13 protein-coding genes are annotated in these 18,482 nt (G+C 33.9%); 5 read left to right on the top strand and 8 right to left on the bottom strand.

Annotated features, from left to right (window positions below; translation table 11 throughout):
• Positions 1–35: 35 nt before the first annotated feature.
• Genes KQA_RS0211320 through KQA_RS0211310 form a run of 3 tightly spaced genes read right to left on the bottom strand, consistent with a single transcriptional unit; the run spans position 36 to position 6,630 of the window.
• The gene (locus KQA_RS0211320; RefSeq protein WP_010181207.1) at positions 36–1,529 is read right to left on the bottom strand and encodes a hypothetical protein; all 1,494 of its coding nucleotides are present in this window, start codon (positions 1,527–1,529) and stop codon (positions 36–38) included.
• Between the two features lie 5 nt (positions 1,530–1,534).
• Positions 1,535–3,325, bottom strand: coding sequence for a RagB/SusD family nutrient uptake outer membrane protein (locus KQA_RS0211315; RefSeq protein WP_010181205.1), 1,791 nt, complete (start codon positions 3,323–3,325; stop codon positions 1,535–1,537).
• An 11-nt stretch (positions 3,326–3,336) separates the two neighbouring features.
• A complete protein-coding gene (locus KQA_RS0211310; RefSeq protein ID WP_010181203.1) occupies positions 3,337–6,630 on the bottom strand; it encodes a SusC/RagA family TonB-linked outer membrane protein in 3,294 nt (1,097 codons plus the stop codon).
• Between the two features lie 408 nt (positions 6,631–7,038).
• Here KQA_RS0211310 and KQA_RS0211305 point away from each other — a divergent pair, with 408 nt between their 5' ends.
• Positions 7,039–8,616, top strand: a complete 1,578-nt coding sequence (locus KQA_RS0211305; RefSeq protein ID WP_010181201.1) for a solute:sodium symporter family transporter — start codon at positions 7,039–7,041, stop codon at positions 8,614–8,616.
• 87 nt (positions 8,617–8,703) lie between these two features.
• Here the strand turns inward: KQA_RS0211305 and KQA_RS0211300 are convergent, their stop codons facing one another.
• Both KQA_RS0211300 and KQA_RS0211295 read right to left on the bottom strand, forming a co-directional pair.
• Complete coding sequence (locus KQA_RS0211300) at positions 8,704–9,273, bottom strand: YceI family protein (protein ID WP_010181199.1); 570 nt, start codon at positions 9,271–9,273, stop codon at positions 8,704–8,706.
• Positions 9,254–9,619: a hypothetical protein gene (locus KQA_RS0211295; protein WP_010181197.1), complete on the bottom strand. Its 366-nt coding sequence runs from the start codon at positions 9,617–9,619 to the stop codon at positions 9,254–9,256. The genes KQA_RS0211300 and KQA_RS0211295 overlap by 20 nt, the downstream gene beginning before the upstream one ends.
• Before the next feature lie 64 nt (positions 9,620–9,683).
• Here KQA_RS0211295 and KQA_RS0211290 point away from each other — a divergent pair, with 64 nt between their 5' ends.
• Entirely contained in the window at positions 9,684–10,574 is an 891-nt protein-coding gene (locus KQA_RS0211290) for a DUF5777 family beta-barrel protein (protein ID WP_010181195.1), read from the top strand.
• 178 nt (positions 10,575–10,752) lie between these two features.
• On the opposite strand, the gene KQA_RS0211285 is transcribed toward KQA_RS0211290, so the two are convergent.
• Positions 10,753–11,316 carry a TetR/AcrR family transcriptional regulator gene (locus KQA_RS0211285; RefSeq protein WP_010181193.1) on the bottom strand — a complete coding sequence of 188 codons (564 nt, stop codon included), beginning with the start codon at positions 11,314–11,316 and terminating at the stop codon, positions 10,753–10,755.
• 194 nt (positions 11,317–11,510) lie between these two features.
• On the opposite strand from KQA_RS0211285, the gene KQA_RS0211280 reads away from it, so the two are divergent.
• Positions 11,511–11,963: an RNA methyltransferase gene (locus KQA_RS0211280; RefSeq protein WP_010181191.1), complete on the top strand. Its 453-nt coding sequence runs from the start codon at positions 11,511–11,513 to the stop codon at positions 11,961–11,963.
• Positions 11,964–12,172: 209 nt separating this feature from the next.
• Here the strand turns inward: KQA_RS0211280 and KQA_RS0211275 are convergent, their stop codons facing one another.
• Positions 12,173–14,737 (bottom strand): carbohydrate-binding protein, encoded by a 2,565-nt coding sequence (locus KQA_RS0211275; protein WP_010181188.1) that lies wholly within the window; start codon positions 14,735–14,737, stop codon positions 12,173–12,175.
• A gap of 232 nt (positions 14,738–14,969) precedes the next feature.
• On the opposite strand from KQA_RS0211275, the gene era reads away from it, so the two are divergent.
• Together era and der are read left to right on the top strand one after the other, a co-directional pair.
• Positions 14,970–15,857, top strand: coding sequence for a GTPase Era (gene era / locus KQA_RS0211270; protein ID WP_010181186.1), 888 nt, complete (start codon positions 14,970–14,972; stop codon positions 15,855–15,857).
• A gap of 133 nt (positions 15,858–15,990) precedes the next feature.
• The gene (gene der / locus KQA_RS0211265; RefSeq protein ID WP_010181184.1) at positions 15,991–17,301 is read left to right on the top strand and encodes a ribosome biogenesis GTPase Der; all 1,311 of its coding nucleotides are present in this window, start codon (positions 15,991–15,993) and stop codon (positions 17,299–17,301) included.
• Between the two features lie 62 nt (positions 17,302–17,363).
• Here der and KQA_RS19620 read toward each other — a convergent pair.
• The coding region (locus tag KQA_RS19620; protein WP_010181182.1) for a sulfatase-like hydrolase/transferase at positions 17,364–18,482 on the bottom strand (1,119 nt) is incomplete at its 5' end.

Here is an 18,482-nt window from a genome sequence, read left to right as displayed (position 1 = left end):
TTTCACAACTCCTAAATTTAAGTCTAACAAATTAATTATTCTATAATTCTTATGGCAATATTGTCAATTAAAATACTTGAGGGATTTGCATCTTGAGAAATCAATTGTATATAAACTCCCGACCTAAAATCACCTGAAATTTTATTAGATAACTCTTTTGTCAAAGTATTCCATTCTCCATCTGCTTTTAAACCACAACAGTTCACATTATTAAAGGCTTTAAACATATCCGAAAATTTACCATCTTCATACAACCTAAAGGTAACTTGCGTGGTTCCGGCAAAATCAGCAGGAATTTTATAATCGAAACTTAATTCTAATCTTTGCCCTTCCTTTACATTCAAGGCATCGGCAAGACCTACGGTAAAATTATTTCCCTGTTTAAAACCTGAAACGCTTAACGCTGAATCACTATCATTCCCCGGTGACACAAGACCTAAAACAACATCTGCCGCATTATTTCCTGGGGTTCCTATTTCCCACTCTAAGACTCCCCCTTCAAAGGAAATATCTTTTTCTATTAAATTAGGATCATACAACATCACTTCTTTATCCATAAACGATTCTGAAACCGCATTGACACCATCGGTGGAACTTAAGGTGGTTATTTCATAGGATAACGTAGCCATTTGAGAATTCTTAATATCCGTTACAGGTTTTAATAATACGCTCTGTGGACTTGACTCGCTCACCATCACACTTTCCAATGGCACTTCAACACCCCCTACCTTTACATTAAAATTACCCAAACCTTCTAATGTTTCTGGATCAAGTGCTCTTGAGAAGCTAATCACAATCTCAGCGTTTTCATTTTCTGTCAACGATTTAAATTCAAGCGGCTTGCTACTTGGTATTACTTTATACTCAAAAAATGTTTCTTCCCCATTTTGTGGAAAAAAAGGAATTTTTAAATCGCCAAAAGGCAATGCTGAAGTACCCCTAAAATTAAATTTAAACTCCCCTATGTTATTAAACGTAATTACAGGATTCTTTTCACTTGAAAAAGCGGGCGTTTGACCTGGAAATTTCCAAGCAAATTTTTCTAATTCCCCTGTAGTCTCTTCAGTAAATTGAACTTCGGTTCCTGCCTCAATTACAAATATTTTTGACGCAACATCAAACACAAAACCTGTTGCCTCTGGGTCAGTTGGCTCCGATTTAATTGTTCCTTCAACTTTACCTAGTATTTGTAGTTTTTCAAGGGTTTCTTTTCCGCCACTTTTTAAAACAACATCAAGCTCACCTTCTTTAAGGAATTTTACTATAATTTTTTCACTTGTATTGGTTCCTTCAATAAAATCAACACTCCCTTCTGGAAAAATCCATTCCCGACTATCTGAGTCAATAGTTCCATCTAAAAATTCTACATCAAAACCAATACGCGATTTTAATGTTCGATCATCTGACTCAACAATCCCTGTAATTATAAATGGTGAAGCTACTGCTCCTTCGGGCACCTTAAAATCATCTCTAGTAGTACACGAAAATAATAGCACTACCACTAAACTGTATAATTTAAATTTCTTCATAACTATTATTTTCTTAATTCTTCAATTGCTGGTATTGGAAAATAAATTGCTCCATTGGGATCACTTACTATATTTTGAGCAGCTGTTTCAAATTCATTTTTAGCTCCCCAATGCACATACTCATAATTATTCAATTCTTCAATACGGGCTACTAAGTCTGGCCTTCGAATAAGATCCTGCCATGAAATACCTCTGCCTTCAAAGGCAAATTCCAATATCCGCTCTTCATCCCATAAATGCTTTAAAATATTTTCTGCATTTAAAGCCCTAATAGGAAATTCTTTAGGGTTTATTACCCCCGTAGTCCTGTTATTTTCTACTTGCATGTAAGTTCGAGGTGCTCCAAATAAAGTTTCTAAATCAATAACACCTGCTCTTTTCCTTATCCTATTAATATACAAAACTGCTTCATTTACATTTCCAGAACCTTCAGCTTTATCTCCACTACCGCGTAACAATGCTTCTGCATACATTAAATACACATCGGCTAACCTCATCAATCGTTCATTGATTGCAGATACGGCAACTGCAGGTTCATTGGCTAAATTCCAATTTGTAAATTTCCTACATATAGAATTTGAGGTTCCTTCACTTAAATTATCCTCTCCTAATTTTAAATCCAAATTATAAAACTTGGTATTATCACCCACAAAAGCAATACTTGAGTTACACCTTTTTGAAAATCCAGTAAAATTTTCTGGTGATTTATTAGTTACATCTCCATCAATATAATTTTTAGGATCATTTTCATCAACGATATCACTTTTAAACAATTCTGTTATAAAATTTGACGTATGGGTAGTACCCCAACCTCCATTACCCCAGTTAAACTGGTAACCTCGGGTAGTTGTTTCATTTACCGTTGCTCCTTCTCCTCCTCCAAAATTAGGTTGAACAACCGGAGGAGAATCTGAATAACCTACCTCAAAAATTGACTCTGAATTAAATTCTCCTAATGTATTTGTATTATCAACAAAATTTTCAACTAAACTATATTCATCTGAATCGATAACACTTTTAAATTCTGCAGCAGCTTTATCAAATTCATTTTCATATAAATATACTTTACCCAAATATGACACTGCTGCCCCCCAAGTTGCTCTACCTATAAATTTTTCTTCCCATGGATCTAGTTCAACCGACACTCCCGAAACAGATATCATTCTATTTCCTTTTAGTAATGGCAAATTGGCTTTAGCAAAATTAAAATCATCCATTACTTGTTGCAACACTTGACTCCTTGGTGCATTATCATATTGTTGGGTTTCTTGAATTGTATTTGAACTCACAGTAATTAAAGGAACCGAACCTTGGTTATAGGTTCTCATCAACCAAAAATAAGCTAGGCCTCTCAAAAAGTGAGCTTCACCTAATAAGGTTTGCTTTAAACCAGGAGTTAATACACCTTCTTGTAAATTATTGATTCCGGCAATACTCAGGTTTGCTCTATCAATCATTAAATACAACTTACTAAAAGCTCCTAATACAATACCTCCATCGACACTAAATGACAAATTATTTAATGAGGCTATATCACCCGTTTGATTAAAATGAGGTGCTTTAGCCGTATGACTCATTGCCTCATAAGATCGCGTGGCATTACCTCCACATATATCGGCATCTTGCATAGCGCCATAAATTGCAAATACACTTGCTTGGGCCGTACCCCTATCGGACACAAACGAATTTGCATCGGGAGTATTTACATTTTTTGGCTCTAAAAATTCCTCTTCATTACAACTGACTAATTGAATACATACAAACAATACAGTTATACTTTTTATTATTTTTTCCATAACTAAATGTTTTAAAAGCTTAATTCTAATCCAAAAATTCCTCTAGCTGATACTGGCTGATTCCCTATATCCAAACCTCTTGTTGCTAAACCATCCCCTCCTACTTCGGGATCAAAGCCACTATAATCAGTGATGGTTAATAAATTTTGAGCAGACACATAAATCCTACATTTTGTAATCCCAACATTCTTTAATACCTTATTAGGCAATGAATAGCCTAACTGGATACTTCTTAATCGTATAAAATCTCCATCTTCTAAAAATAAATCAGAAGCTGAACTCACATTTGGATCACGACTTCCATTAGTTCTTGCTGCTGCAATGGTTGAATTAGGATTTGCTGCTGAAAATTGATAGGCAATATCTCTATGGTTTGCAAAAGCATAGGTTAAATTTTTGGGTCCATTAAACACCTTATGCCCAAAAGAACCAAACCATTGCATTGAAAAATCAAAATTCTTAAATTCGGCATTAAAATTTAATCCTGCCTCAAAATCAGGAGTATTATTTCCGGCAAAAACACGATCATCATCATTAATAACACCATCGCCACTATCCAACACTCCATCTTGTCCGGCTTCAAACTGTACATTCCCTTCGGCATCCAACACAGGCTGTCCATTCACATCTACAACTGGTTTTAAATTATCCTCTGTTAAACGATCTACAAATCGTACATCCCCTAATTTAAGTTCATTTGATTTTTTTCCTAAAACATTCGAAACCTCTCCTTGGTAAGCTTCTAAATCTTCTTCATTTGTTATGATCCCATTGGTAGGAATTAAGAAAAATGCCCCTGCTCTATATCCTGGCTTAATAAATGTAACAGGTGTAGATACCACACTGTTATTAAAAGGAATGGGGGTACCTCCTTCAATCAAATCTGTTGATGTACCACTTAGTCTTAAAACTTCATTATCATTTTGCGTATAGGTCCCGGTTACTCCCCATTTAAAAGCTTTTTTTCTGTTTTGATAAGACACCGCTAATTCAATACCCTTATTTCTTAACTCTCCCGAGTTAACTACTATTGTTCCTCCATTTACTCCCCCAGATGGTGGTGTAGGTATTCCAAACAATAAATCCTCTTTATCTACTATATAATAATCCGCACTTAAACTAAACGCTCCATTAAACAGCCCCAAATCTAATCCATAGTTTTGGCTGATACTTGTTTCCCATTTTAAATCTTTATTCCCTATACCTGTTCTAGATGCACCCAATTCTGATCCTCCATTAAAAACAGGGTTTTGATTAGAGCCTAATGGACTCAAAAAAAGAAAATCTCCAATACGGTCATTTCCTACTCCACCATAGCTTGCTCTAAATTTTAGATTTGAAATTTCACTCAATAAATTTGACTCCGAATCAGCAATAAAAGACTCTCTACTTGCTAACCATCCTGCAGAAACTCCCCAAAAATATCCTACCCTATTTCCTGGTGCAAATTTACTCGAACCATCTCTCCGTCCATTCGCTAATAATAAATATTTCTTATCATATTCATATTTTAAACGCCCAAGTAAACCTGTTGTATTCGTTGGAAAAATATTTTGTTCTGACCGACTGGTTATTGCTGCATTAGAAATTGTTTTTTGTTCTGGACTTAAAAATGTATTCCCTTCTACTCTTAATTCTTCCCATGTACGTTCCTCTGCAGATGCACCAACTAAAAGCCCTACTCTATGAGATCCAAAAAACTTATCATAATCTAAGGTAAATTCTCTTAAAAATGATTGATAGGCTGTATTGTAATTTTGGATGGTGGCCTCTTGAGTTCTAGATTCATCAATTAAACCCGTAAATTCCGAAAAAATTTCTTGCTTTGGTTGAAAAAACCTTGACTCATTTGTAGTTCTGCTCCCCCCTAAATTTAATTTGGCTTTTAGGTTTTTTAAAATAGAATATGTAATACCGATATTAGATCCAAATACAAATTCATTTCTTCGGTTATCTTGAGCAAATTTCCTCGCTAAATTCCCTATAGGCGCATCAAATGTTTCATTAATAGTACCATCTGTACCCAATCCAAATGGAGCTATCACATTTGTTTTCCCTATTTCAAAAGGTCTTGTATAAGGCGCTAAAACCAAAGCATCCCCCAAAAGTCCCCATGGTGCCAATTGTCTCTTTCCAAAAGACACATTCATAGAACTCCATACATTGAACTTACCTTTATTAAATCCAGCATTCCCTCGTAGAATTGTTCTCTCGAATTTAGAATTTTTAAATTTACCTGCCTGCTTGAAGTTATCTAATGAAAGATTATAATTAATATCTTTTCCTGCTCCAGAAATCCTAAGGTTTGCGTTAGTTAATTGTGCTGTTTCTCTAATTACAAAGTCTTGCCAGTCTACATCGTATTTCAACGCATTTCTATTTCTTTGTAGTATTGAAAAATATCTTTGATTCGGTGTATTATTATCGTGTATTGTTCTATGTATTAGAAAAGCTTCACTTGTATTAACCACATCAACTTTAGAAGTCACCCTATCAAATCCTGTATAAGTAGTAAAGTCTATCGACGTTTTTCCCTTCTGTCCTCTTCTTGTTTGAATTAATATAACTCCAGACGCTGCTCTTGTTCCATATATGGCTGTAGTACCTGCATCTTTTAGCACCTCTATACTTTCAATATTATTAGGACTAATATTTGGATTATTATCAAAAGGAACTCCATCTACAACATACAATGGTGTTAACCCGGAAGTTGTTGGATTTTGTTGATTTAAATTAGGATCTCCAGGAAATGCACCTGCTCTGTTAGAGGAAATGGTATTCACACCTCTAATTTGTACAACGGGACCTTCGCCAGGCTCGCCACCTGAATCTAATATAGTTACTCCGGCTACTTTTCCTTGTAATGCTTGCTGGAAACTAGAGGTACTAAACTTTTTTACCTCATCACCGTCCACCGATGATATCGCTCCCGTAACTTCACTTCTTTTTTGACTACCATAACCCACAATTACCACTTGGCTTAAATCGGTAACATCTATTTCTAATACCACGTTAATTTTTGAATTATTTCCTACCTGCATTTCTCGAGACTGGTAACCAATAAATTCATAAATTAATTTATCTCCAACATTGGCTTCAATAGTATACAATCCATCAAAATCCGTTACCACTCCTTTATTTTTACCCTTTAATTTTACAACCACCCCCGGCAAAGGTCCATCGGCACTAGAAACTGTTCCCGAAATCGATTTCGTTTGTGCTGATACAAAACAGATATTTAGCCATATTACAATTGCAAACAGCAATTTTTGCTTACGGCTAATTAAATAGAAGATGTTTTTCATATTTGAATTAGATATTAAGTTAGTTCTACCAGCACCAAACTTACACCTACAATTATAGTATTAATAATATATATGCTTTATTAGATACAACATATGATTAAAACATTTAAAATATTATCAAAAATTCATAAAAAACACTAATAAATTACCACATCACAAAATTAAAATATAACACTACACAATAATTAAAACACTGAATTAACAATGTATAAAAATCATGTTCAAATTTCTCTAACCTCTTTTTAAAATCCAAAAACACAAATTAATAGTAGAGTTCCTATAGATAAATTAAAATGGGGTACTTTTTTCATTTTTAACCATTTGAGCTATAAAATTATAAACTAAAACGATTTTTATTATGATAAATAATGATATTTTAGCTTTCATTTAAAATTTACACACAAAACTATGGGGATAATTTCTTTTATTGGGTTCACTTTACTCGTTGCTGTAATTGCATGGTGGTCAACCCGAAGTACTGATGAAAATTCATCGGATGGCTATTTTTTAGGAGGACGAAGTTTAACTGCTGGTGTTATTGCTGGTTCATTATTACTTACCAACCTTTCAACCGAACAAATTGTTGGCTTAAATGGAGACGCTTACTCCAATGGAATATTAGTAATGGCTTGGGAAACTTTAGCCGCTATTGCCATGGTAATCACTGCCGTTTATTTATTACCTCGATATTTAAAAGGGGGAATATCCACCATTCCTACTTACTTAGAAAGAAGGTTTGATGTTACAACCAAAGCCATAACATCTGGACTATTTTTAACTGGATATGCCATTGTATTACTTCCAATTGTTCTTTACACAGGTTCAGTAGGAATTAGTACTATGTTTGACTTTCCTTCATTATTAGGTGTTAGCGAAATACAAGCCATTTGGATTACCGTATGGGGTATTGGAATTATAGGATCTATTTATGCCATTTTTGGTGGTTTAAAAGCCGTAGCAGTATCCGATACTATTAATGCTATTGGATTATTAATTGGAGGACTTTTAATTCCTGCTTTTGGTCTTATGTCCATTAGTGATAATGGAAGTATTTTAAACGGTATTACGAAATTAATGGCCGAGCATCCCGAAAAGTTTAATGCCATTGGAAGCAATGAATCTGCTATCCCTTTTTCTACGATTTTCACTGGTATGATGTTGGTTCAATTGTTCTACTGGGGTACCAATCAACAAATTATTCAACGTGCTTTAGGTGCAAAAAACTTAATTGAAGGACAAAAGGGGTTGATTTTAGCTGCTTTCATCAAAATTTTAGGACCTATTATTGTTGTACTTCCTGGAATTATTGCTTTCCACAAATATGGAGGGAATTTAAGCAGCTCTAGTTTGGCCTATCCAAAACTTGTTGCCGATGTACTTCCTACTAGCTATGTAGGCTTTTTTGCTGCCGTTTTATTTGGAGCCATTTTAAGCTCATTTAACTCTGCACTTAATAGTTGTGTTACCTTGTTTGGTATTGACATATATAAACAATTCATCAATAATGACGCAACCGAAAAACAAGTAGTAAAAAAAGGGAAAGCTTTTGGAACCGGACTAGCTATTTTTGCGATGTGTATTGCTCCTTTTTTACATTATGCCGGTAGTATTTTTGGATACCTACAAACAGTAAACGGTGCTTATAGTATTCCTATTTTAACTGTTATTGTTATTGGGTTTTTAACCAAACGAGTTCCTGCTATAGCTGCAAAAGCTGGATTAATTTTTTCTTTTTGTTTTTATGTGATATACATTATTCTTTCTAAAGGTTTAGAAATGGATTTACCTCACTTTTTACACATCCAAGCCATTACTTTTGTTTTAACTGTGATCATTATGCTAGTTATTGGTAAACTTAAACCCAGAGCTACTGACTATATTCAACAAGACACTAAAGATGTGGATTTAACTACCTGGAAATATGTTAAACCTGTGGGCATAGCTATTTGCATTATCGTAGTTAGTACTTACATCATATTCCAATAAAAAACTATTTATAGTAATTGACACCAAAAAGCCAGCTGAGTAGCTGGCTTTTTGGTATTTTCATGTGTAATAAACAGTATAAATTTACTACTCCATTACGAGCTCTGCATCAATAACTACCTCAACTTCTTCGGCAATTTTATAAAACATTAATGAAGGTATTTTTATATTAAAATCCTGCAAAAATAACTTAAAACTAGATTTTAGATTAAAACTTGTTGCTTTCTTAATCAATTTTACAGGAATCAACAGCTCCTTTTTTACACCGTGAATCCTAAACTCTCCTAAAACATCAAATGCCGATGACTTATTAAAAAACACCTCTAAATTATCAATTTTAGCCTTAAAACTTGCCGTTGGATATTGATCACTTTCCATATAATTCTCATTAAAATGCTCTTGCATTAATGTATTAGGAAAGCTAAAATCTCTTATTTCCAATAAAGCAACAAGTGCTCCATCATTTGGTCTTAATATTACTTTAAGTTTTTTGTTTATTGCATGTATAGGCTCTAAAGCTGTTTTAGCGGCATCAAACTTTATACTACCTAATGTAGTTTTATAGGTTTCTTGCGCAAATAATACACTACAACCTATTAGAGTTTCTAATAAAATAAAAACGAATAAGCAGGTATACTTACTTCTCCAATTTACCATCCTTAATCCATTGTTCAAATGTTTCTACAAATGAGGAAGATAATGCTCCTTCAGATGCTGGTGGCATAGTCCCATTATTTATCCTCGCAAACATTTTATCCGCATTGGCATTTACTTGATCAAAACTAACAAAAATTGCCCCTGCTGGGGCACCAAAACGAGTAGGCATACCATGACATTTTAAACATCTACCTTCAACTAATGGTTTTATGTCATTTTCAAAGGTTAATTTAACTGCCGTATCTGGAGTATCTGTGTTTGGCATGTCCTTAAGATCATCTTCACTTTCACCACTACAACTCATCAAAAAAAAGGCACCAATTAACGAAAAAAAGAATAATTTCATAGTTATTTATTTTAAGGTTTAAGTTTTAGTCAAAAAATCGACTTATCCTTACAAACTAGCAAGTATGAAATTTATTGCATTTTCCCTAATCCTCATTATTAATTTACAAGTTTTTTCACAAGAAGATCTTCTAAAATCATTAGAATCCACAACTACTATTTCTAAAAAGATACCCATTAGCTCAACATTTAAAAGCTATAAGCTTATTAATTTTGAAACTACTAAACTTGTTCCTAAACAACACTTAGATTTAATTATTGCACATCGCTTTGGTAGCGTTAAAAACGGAATTGATGATTTATTTGGTTTAGATCAGGCATCGACCAGAATTCAATTTATTTACGGACTAACTGATGCCATTAACCTTAGCTTTTCGCGAAGTAAATTTGAAAAAACTTATGACCTTGCCGCTAAATACAAATTAAAAAGTCAAGAAAAACATGGGTTTCCTATTACAATTGTTGGGTATAATTTAATTGCTGTAAATACAGCTTTGGATAAAGAACTCTCTGTTTTACCCAAACTCAGCTTTGAAAACCGTTTAAGATATGCCAATCAACTCATTATATCTCGAAAAATTAACCCTAAGCTTTCGCTAGAAGTTATACCCACCTTTTTTTATGATGGATTAGTCCAAAACCCAAATCAAGAAAATGCTCAATTTGCTATTGGCATGGGAGGTAAATATCAAATTAGTAAACGTTTTGGTGTTATTATGGATTATGGATCGCATTTAAATAGGACGAAAAACACTAACTTTAACAATCCATTTTCCATTGGAATGGAAATTGAAACTGGAGGCCATGTATTCCAACTCCACTTCACTAACGCTCAAGGGATGTTCGAAAATGCTTTTCTGGCCAATGCCAATGGAGATTGGAGTAATGGCGATTTCTTTTTTGGATTTAATTTACATAGAGATTTTAACTTTAAACCCAAATCAAAAAAACCTTAATAGTTAAACATGTTACTTTTACGCCTACGTTAAACCCGAATTATGCATTAAAAAATCTATTACGTCTGCGATTTACTTCAAATACTATTGTATATCTCAGCCTCATGACAAAGTTTCAATGCATAATTCGGGTTAAACTTTACTTTATAGATAAAATCTACTTAATCAAAGACCTATACTATTTCACAATACGTTCGCACAATGCCTTAGCAGTGGCAATAGGCCATTTTTCATTATGCAAAAAACTTTCTGATATAGCGCCTTCGTACAATACATAAACCTGTTTTGATAAAATTTTACACTCCTTATCTGTTAAATCAGGTTTATTTGTCGCAATTAATTCTTCTAAAAAAAGTAAAAAATTTTCCTTGTGTTTTTGTATAGCCGATTTTAATACTAAGTTATTTTTAGGGATATCCGAAATTGTTTTAATGCGCCAGCACCCATTGAATTCATGAGAATCATACAAAATTTCTAAAAAATCAAAAACACTGATTACGCTATGATTTCCAAAAGATTTTCCTTCTAAAAATTCACCAATATCTCTTAAAAATTTTTCATTCTTTTTTTCTAAAAATGCTACACAAATAGCCTCTTTCGATTCAAAATTATCATAAAAAATAGGCGCTTCAACTGATACTTTTTCAATAATCTCAGTAATACTTGTTCCGCAGTAACCATTTTTATAAAATAGTTCCGATGAAACTTCAATAATATGTTGCTTTATTTCGTGGGGGTTCATAATACTAATATAAATAAAAAGTCAAGAGATTTTATCTTAAAAAAAGACAAACATTATTGCTTTCCCTAATTTTAACATTCTACTAAAAATCACTACTTTATTTTAAATAAAACAATCATTTTAACATCGCTTTTATTTGAAAATTCCATGTTATGGAACTCATTTAAAAAACTATTTTTGCAAAAAAGTTTGATATGAGTACAAACAATCTTGAAAATGAATTTTTTGGAATTGGCATTCAAAATGGTAAAACTCCAGAAAATTTAGGAGTACTTTGGCGTAGTGCTCAAAACATGGGAGCTAGTTTTATTTTTACTATTGGTAACCGTTATGCCAAACAAGCATGTGATACGCATAATGCTGTTAAGTCCATGCCTTATTATCACTATGATACTTTTGATGATTTTTTTAAACATTTACCTAAAGGCGTCCGCTTAGTTGGTGTTGAACTTGATGATACCGCTCAAGATCTTGAAACTTTTGAACACCCCAGAAGGTGTGCTTACCTACTTGGAGCTGAAGATCATGGCCTCTCAAAAAAAGCTATTGAAAAATCTCACTTTTTAATTAAATTCAAATCAACACTAAGTCTAAATGTTGCCGTTGCCGGAAGTATTATTATGTATGACAGGGAGGTTAGAGGTTAGAGGTTAGAGGTTAGAGGTTAGAGGTTAGAGGTTAGAGGTTAGAGGTTTAAATAAACAAAAAACTCAATTACTCTCCCTTTCTTTTTTAAATAATTATAAACACTAAACAAGCAATTCAAAATAAATTCCTTTAACTTGTTAAGTTCTGTTGTAGCAACTGTCAACTGTCAACTGTCAACTGTCAACCATCAACTGGCGACTTAAAAAAGTTACAACTTGATTAACTTAAATGAAGCTCCAGATTCCATATCACTTACTAGATACATCCCTTTTGACAAATGAGAAACATCTAATTGATTGATTTCTTTTTGAAAAAAAGCGGTTATTAATTGTTTCCCAGACAAATCATATATCGCTATTTTTAATACTTTCTTTTTTAATTTTATAGTTAACAAATCCGATGCAGGATTTGGATATAAAGTTGCACTTGTTAATTCAAAATCTGGAATTGATAATGGAGTCGCCTCAGTAATAGTTATCTTATTAAGGTTCAATAAAAACATAGCTGCTCCTTCAAATTCAAATATCAAATTTTGATCACCTTGCTCTAATAATATTTCTTTATTTATGGTGATCCACTGTTGCCATCCTCCTGTATTTCCTACAACAAGACTGCCTAAAACTTTATTATTACTCCTAATCCTAATAGTCCCTCCTACTGAACCAGAAGCCACTCTAAAGTCAAATGAATAGGTTCCACTTTTTTTAACATTAACCACGTACTCCACAAAATCATTATTATTTATAAAACCAAGGTTTAAGCCTCCTCCTGTATCAGAAGTCGGTTCTGTTTGCACACCTGCTTGCTTAGTAAAACTTTCTGCTTCAATAACTCCCGGAATAAACTGTTTTTTTACCTGACAAACTTCCCCAGGCAAATTATAACACCCATTCCCCGAGGGCCCTTTTTCAATATCCCAGTCCACTCCAGCTACCCAAGTATCTCCCAACTCGTAAGCTCCAACATCGGGATTTTTTCCTTTAAAATCATCTGTTATCCCACTAATAACCCTTCCAAAATCGATAGCCTTTGCATTTGGTTTTAATCGATAATCATTGGCTGCCCAATTCACATAAGAATCCTTATCAACTAAATTATTTTGTTTGTCGGACTGAGGCTCCCATGTTGCTTCATCTTCCTGCCCTCCAGCACTAGTCCCTTCCTTATCGGTGATATTATTCCAAACTTTAACATTAGTAAACTTTGTGCCTGCTTTATGCCACGCTCCCATTGTAGCTATATTTTTTGCGAATGAATTATTATACACATTAATATTAGTCCCATTCCAATTGATTTGTACACTTGTCCACTCTGTATTCCAAACTACATTTCGGTAAACATTTACATTACCTGCATCATTATCCAAATAAATTCCCGCAGCTTTATTGAGTTTTCCTCTGGATTCGGCATCATGAAACCAGTTATGATGAATTTCCATATTTAAATCGGAACCAATAGTATAAATCAACGCACAATCATCGGCTATTAAATTACTTTTGGACACATCATTATAAGCAATAGTTGAGTTTTTTGTAATAATTTGAATGGCATCTCTACCTCCATTTTTTATTACATTTTTACGAATCAAACAATTTGAAACTCCTCGTGACAAAACTGGAGCATTATAATCTCCTAAATAATTAAAATCATGTATATAATTATTACTAATTTTTGTGCCATTTCCTTGATCATAAATTCCTGATCCAGCGCCATAAGCAAGTTCACATTGTTCAATACTATTATTTTTGGCATTCCATTTTATATGAACACTTCTGCAATCGGCAATAAAAGATTGAGCAACTCCTCGGTAATAATCCCCATGAAAACTACTCACTTTGTACAATCTATTTCCTGTACCATCCAATTCAATACGCCCACCTAATACGGCTAAATTATGCACCTCCACAAAATTCCTTTTATTCAAATCAATAGTGAGTTGCCTGCGTCTCATACTTATCTGGTCTTTGCTTGGTTGCCCTCCTCCGGCATGTACAAATACCGTTTTTGTGTTACTATCAAACCACCATTCATTTTCATAATCCAAAGCGCCTTTTACTCCTTCTAAAAAAAAGTCTCCCCCATCGGCTGGTGGGTGTGCCTCTATAATCCAATCATCTTTTTTATTTACTGTAAAATTAACTCTTCCAGAACTTCCTCCTGTTATATATTCGCGCCATGTGGTCCAACCAGATCCACCTCGATCTCCATAAAACATAATATTCCCTCCTGTCCAATCTATATTCGGAATATCCTTATTCAACAAAAAAGCATTTTTTAAGTTGGATGAATTAGAACCTCCTTCACTACGCATAGAATTTAACGAAAATGGATCTTGATCTGTATTATTGGGCCAACGTGCTAAATCCATTACACTGCCATTATTCATGAACATGTTATAATCTTTCAAATCCCAATCTACCTTGGTTTTATATACTGCCCCTGTATCCAACTCCCAATCGGTTAATAATTGCATTGCAGATACAATTACTTTTTCATTCTCACTTGCCTTAAAAATTATTGGATTTCCGGCATTCCCCGAGTTTTTGGGCTTAATAGTTTCAAAGTAAGTTCCTGCTCCAATAATTACCACATCACCCGCTTGAGCTACCTCTGCTGCTTTAGAGATACTCAGATATGGAGCGGCCTTTGTTCCCGCATTAGCATCATTCCCTTTTTTAGAGACATAAATATTTTTGGATACCCCCAAAAAGAAATTACTTAAAAACACTATGACAAAAAAGCATTTTAAATTCAATTGAAAAAAGCGAATCATAAAAATTAATTTTCCCTAAAATAGCAAAAGGATTTTCTTACACCTGTTTAAAACCGCTCATTTGTAGTCTTTTTCACTAATTATTTACACAATTTCGACAATAGGTTTTTATTAATTGCCAAATAACTGCTGGCAAATTATCATTAATTTAATTTAACACACCGTACACCTCAATTCTTATTCATTTAAATAAACTCAAAAACCCCTACCTTTGCAGCACAAATAATTCCCCATGGAAAATCACAAAGCTGGATTTGTAAATATTATTGGAAATCCTAATGTTGGAAAGTCTACATTAATGAACGCTTTAATAGGCGAAAAACTATCCATTATCACCTCCAAAGCACAAACTACACGTCATCGTATTTTGGGTATTGTGAATAGTGACACTTTTCAGGTAATTTTTTCTGACACCCCTGGAATCATCAAACCGGCCTATGAGTTACAACAATCCATGATGGATTTTGTAAAATCTGCTTTTGAAGATGCCGATGTACTTATTTACATGGTGGAAATTGGCGAAAAGGAATTAAAAGATGAACAGTTCTTTAATCGTATCAATAGTTCCAAAATCCCCGTATTGCTATTAATTAACAAAATTGACAAATCCAATCAAGATATTTTAGAAGAGCAGGTTACTTACTGGACAGAAAAAGTACCTAATGCCGAAATTTTACCTATTTCGGCACTGGAAAAATTTAATATTCAAACCGTTTTTGACCGTATTGTAGCTTTACTACCTTTTTCGCCTGCTTTTTATCCTAAAGACCAATTAACAGATAAACCCGAACGCTTTTTTGTTAACGAAGCCATTCGTGAAAAAATCCTTTTACACTACAAAAAGGAAATTCCTTATGCTGTAGAGGTGGTTACCGAATCCTTTGAAGAAGATGAAAAAATTATTCGGATTAATGCCGTAATCATGGTGGAGCGTGAAACTCAAAAAGGAATAATCATTGGTCACAAAGGAAGCGCTATTAAACGTGTAGGACAAGAAGCTCGCCAGGATCTAGAAAAATTCTTTGGGAAACAAATACACATTGAACTTTTTGTAAAAGTTAATAAAAACTGGCGTAGCAATCAAAATCAATTAAAACGCTTTGGTTACCAACAAAAATAAGTGTCATTGACACTCTTTTTATTTAATATTCAATGCAATCTCTACAGTTTTACTACTTAGTACTAAATACCATATACTTTGTACTAATTACTAAAATAAGATGTACTTTTGCACAAAATTTGAAATCCTCAGTATGAGTACAATAGTAGCTATTGTAGGTCGTCCAAACGTTGGAAAATCTACTTTTTTTAATCGATTAATTCAGCGTCGTGACGCTATTGTGGATTCGGTAAGTGGTGTTACAAGAGATCGCCACTACGGAAAATCCGAATGGAATGGTCGTGAATTTTCATTGATTGACACCGGAGGTTACATAGTAGGGAGTGACGATGTTTTTGAAGCCGAAATTGACAAACAAGTTGAACTTGCTATTGACGAGTCCGATGCCATTATTTTTATGGTAAACGTGGAGGATGGAGTTACTAGTATGGATGAAGATGTTGCCAATTTGCTTCGAAAAGTAAAAAAACCTGTGCTCTTAGCTGTAAACAAGGTGGATAATGGTATGCGTTTAAATGATGCCATGGAATTTTACAACCTTGGTTTAGGTGATTACTTTACCATTGCAAGTATTAATGGTAGTGGTACTGGTGAATTATTAGACGAGTTAATTAAAGTACTTCCCGAAAAGGAAGAAGATAATCGCGAAGATGAGTTACCACGTTTTGCTGTAGTAGGTCGTCCAAATGCTGGTAAATCATCATTTATAAATTCCCTTATTGGAGAAGAAAGAAATATTGTAACTGATATTGCAGGAACTACTCGAGATGCTATTGATACGAAATACAATCGTTTTGGTTTCGAATTTAATTTAGTGGATACCGCCGGTATTCGAAGAAAGTCTAAAGTAAAAGAAGACCTAGAATTTTATTCCGTAATGCGTTCCGTTCGTGCTATTGAACACGCCGATGTATGTTTATTAGTTGTTGATGCTACCCGAGGTTTTGATGCTCAAGTACAAAACATTTTTTGGTTGGCAGAACGTAACCGAAAGGGCGTGGTTATTTTGGTTAACAAATGGGATTTAATTGAAAATAAAGGAAGTAATACGCCTAAAGAATTTGAGGCTCATATCCGTAAACAAATTGCTCCTTTTACAGATGTTCCTGTTGTTTTTATATCTGCTTTGACCAAGCAACGTATTTTTAAAGCTATGGAAACGGCTGTAGAAGTCTATAAAAATCGAAGCAAAAAAATAAAAACTAGTGTAATGAATGAAATTATGTTACCTATTGTGGAACATAATTCGCCTCCTGCATACAAAGGGAAGTACGTAAAAATCAAATACTGTATGCAGTTACCTACACCGCAACCACAATTTGTGTTTTTCTGTAATTTACCACAATACGTTCGTGATCCTTACAAACGTTTTGTTGAAAACCAATTACGTAAGGAATTTGATTTTAACGGTGTACCAATTAGTATTTACTTCCGAAAAAAATAATTTTCTCTAGAAATTTATATAAAACAACCCCTCATGAATAGTACTCATGAGGGATTTAATAATTAATAATAATCCCAAAAATCATAGTGCTCTCCTTCAATATTTTCTTTTTTATCCCCTAATGCTACAGCTCTTTTTTTCATTGCTTGTTGCATTTCCTTTACCACATTTTTATATTCTGGAAAAAAGGATAAATCCTGAGTCTCCCAAGGGTCTTTTTTCACATTAAATAGCTGCGTTACTCTGGATCCCGTATAATATTCTCCTTTTTCTTTAGAATAATTTTTAGCTCTTACATATTCAATAAGTTTAAAATCCCCTTCGCGATAAGCACGTTGAAATTGCCTATAGGCATGATACGTACTCTCCCTATGACTTTGTGTTTTCCCCTCTAATAAAGGCACTAAACTTTTCCCCTTTACGGAAGAAGGAATAGCCACACCAGATAACTCACAAATAGTAGGAAATATGTCATGGATATAGGTGAATTTTTTTATGCGTGTTCCTTTTTTCTGAATTACTCCTCCCGAAAGAATAAAGGGTACATGCACTCCATCTTCGTCATAAATATTTTGTTTTCCCATTAAACCATGATTTCCAACCGCCAAACCACTATCACCAGCAAAAACAATTAATGTATTTTCATAATTCCCACTTTTCTTTAAACTTTGAATTACTTTTCCTATTTGAGTATCTAAATGCGTAATGGCCGCATAATAATCGCTTAAATGTTTTTGAGCCACTCCCTTTGTTCGGGGCCAAGGAGCCAAAGCTTCGTCACGCAAGTACATATGTCCATTATCAAAGGGATGCTGTTCCGCATATGACGGCGGCAGACTCATTTCGGCTTCAGGGTAGCCTTTTTTAAACTTTTCAGGAGCTTGCCTTGGATCATGTGGCGCATGGAAAGCCAAGTACATCATAAAAGGCTTTTTTTTCTTGTATTTTTTTATGAATTTAGAAGCACTTTCTGCAAAAATTTCGGAAGTATGTGGTCCGTCTTTTTCAGTACCAAAAGGACCTTTTTTATCGGTAGCAGCTAATGGTCGTTCCTTTCTATTTCCTTCTTCATCAAAAGAAATTAAATAAGCATCTTCTTTTTTAAATTCCCCTTTGGTATCCCAATCCCAAAAAGGCATTCGGAAATGGTCTACTAAATACACTCCAAGCCCCATAATTTT

The sequence above is a fragment of the Aquimarina agarilytica ZC1 genome, from assembly GCF_000255455.1.
Classification (GTDB): Bacteria; Bacteroidota; Bacteroidia; order Flavobacteriales; family Flavobacteriaceae; genus Aquimarina; species Aquimarina agarilytica.
This window is presented reverse-complemented; position numbering and strand designations above follow the sequence as displayed.

What these genes read in the sequence shown, in the direction of transcription:
- KQA_RS0211305 (WP_010181201.1), top strand. Translation starts at nt 7,039, where the DNA reads ATGGGGATAATTTCTTTTATTGGGTTCACTTTACTCGTTGCTGTAATT.
- KQA_RS0211285 (WP_010181193.1), bottom strand. Translation starts at nt 11,316, where the DNA reads ATGAACCCCCACGAAATAAAGCAACATATTATTGAAGTTTCATCGGAA.
- KQA_RS0211280 (WP_010181191.1), top strand. Translation starts at nt 11,511, where the DNA reads ATGAGTACAAACAATCTTGAAAATGAATTTTTTGGAATTGGCATTCAA.
- KQA_RS0211275 (WP_010181188.1), bottom strand. Translation starts at nt 14,737, where the DNA reads ATGATTCGCTTTTTTCAATTGAATTTAAAATGCTTTTTTGTCATAGTG.
- KQA_RS0211310 (WP_010181203.1), bottom strand. Translation starts at nt 6,630, where the DNA reads ATGAAAAACATCTTCTATTTAATTAGCCGTAAGCAAAAATTGCTGTTT.
- KQA_RS0211315 (WP_010181205.1), bottom strand. Translation starts at nt 3,325, where the DNA reads ATGGAAAAAATAATAAAAAGTATAACTGTATTGTTTGTATGTATTCAA.
- KQA_RS0211290 (WP_010181195.1), top strand. Translation starts at nt 9,684, where the DNA reads ATGAAATTTATTGCATTTTCCCTAATCCTCATTATTAATTTACAAGTT.
- der (WP_010181184.1), top strand. Translation starts at nt 15,991, where the DNA reads ATGAGTACAATAGTAGCTATTGTAGGTCGTCCAAACGTTGGAAAATCT.
- era (WP_010181186.1), top strand. Translation starts at nt 14,970, where the DNA reads ATGGAAAATCACAAAGCTGGATTTGTAAATATTATTGGAAATCCTAAT.
- KQA_RS0211300 (WP_010181199.1), bottom strand. Translation starts at nt 9,273, where the DNA reads ATGGTAAATTGGAGAAGTAAGTATACCTGCTTATTCGTTTTTATTTTA.
- KQA_RS0211295 (WP_010181197.1), bottom strand. Translation starts at nt 9,619, where the DNA reads ATGAAATTATTCTTTTTTTCGTTAATTGGTGCCTTTTTTTTGATGAGT.
- KQA_RS0211320 (WP_010181207.1), bottom strand. Translation starts at nt 1,529, where the DNA reads ATGAAGAAATTTAAATTATACAGTTTAGTGGTAGTGCTATTATTTTCG.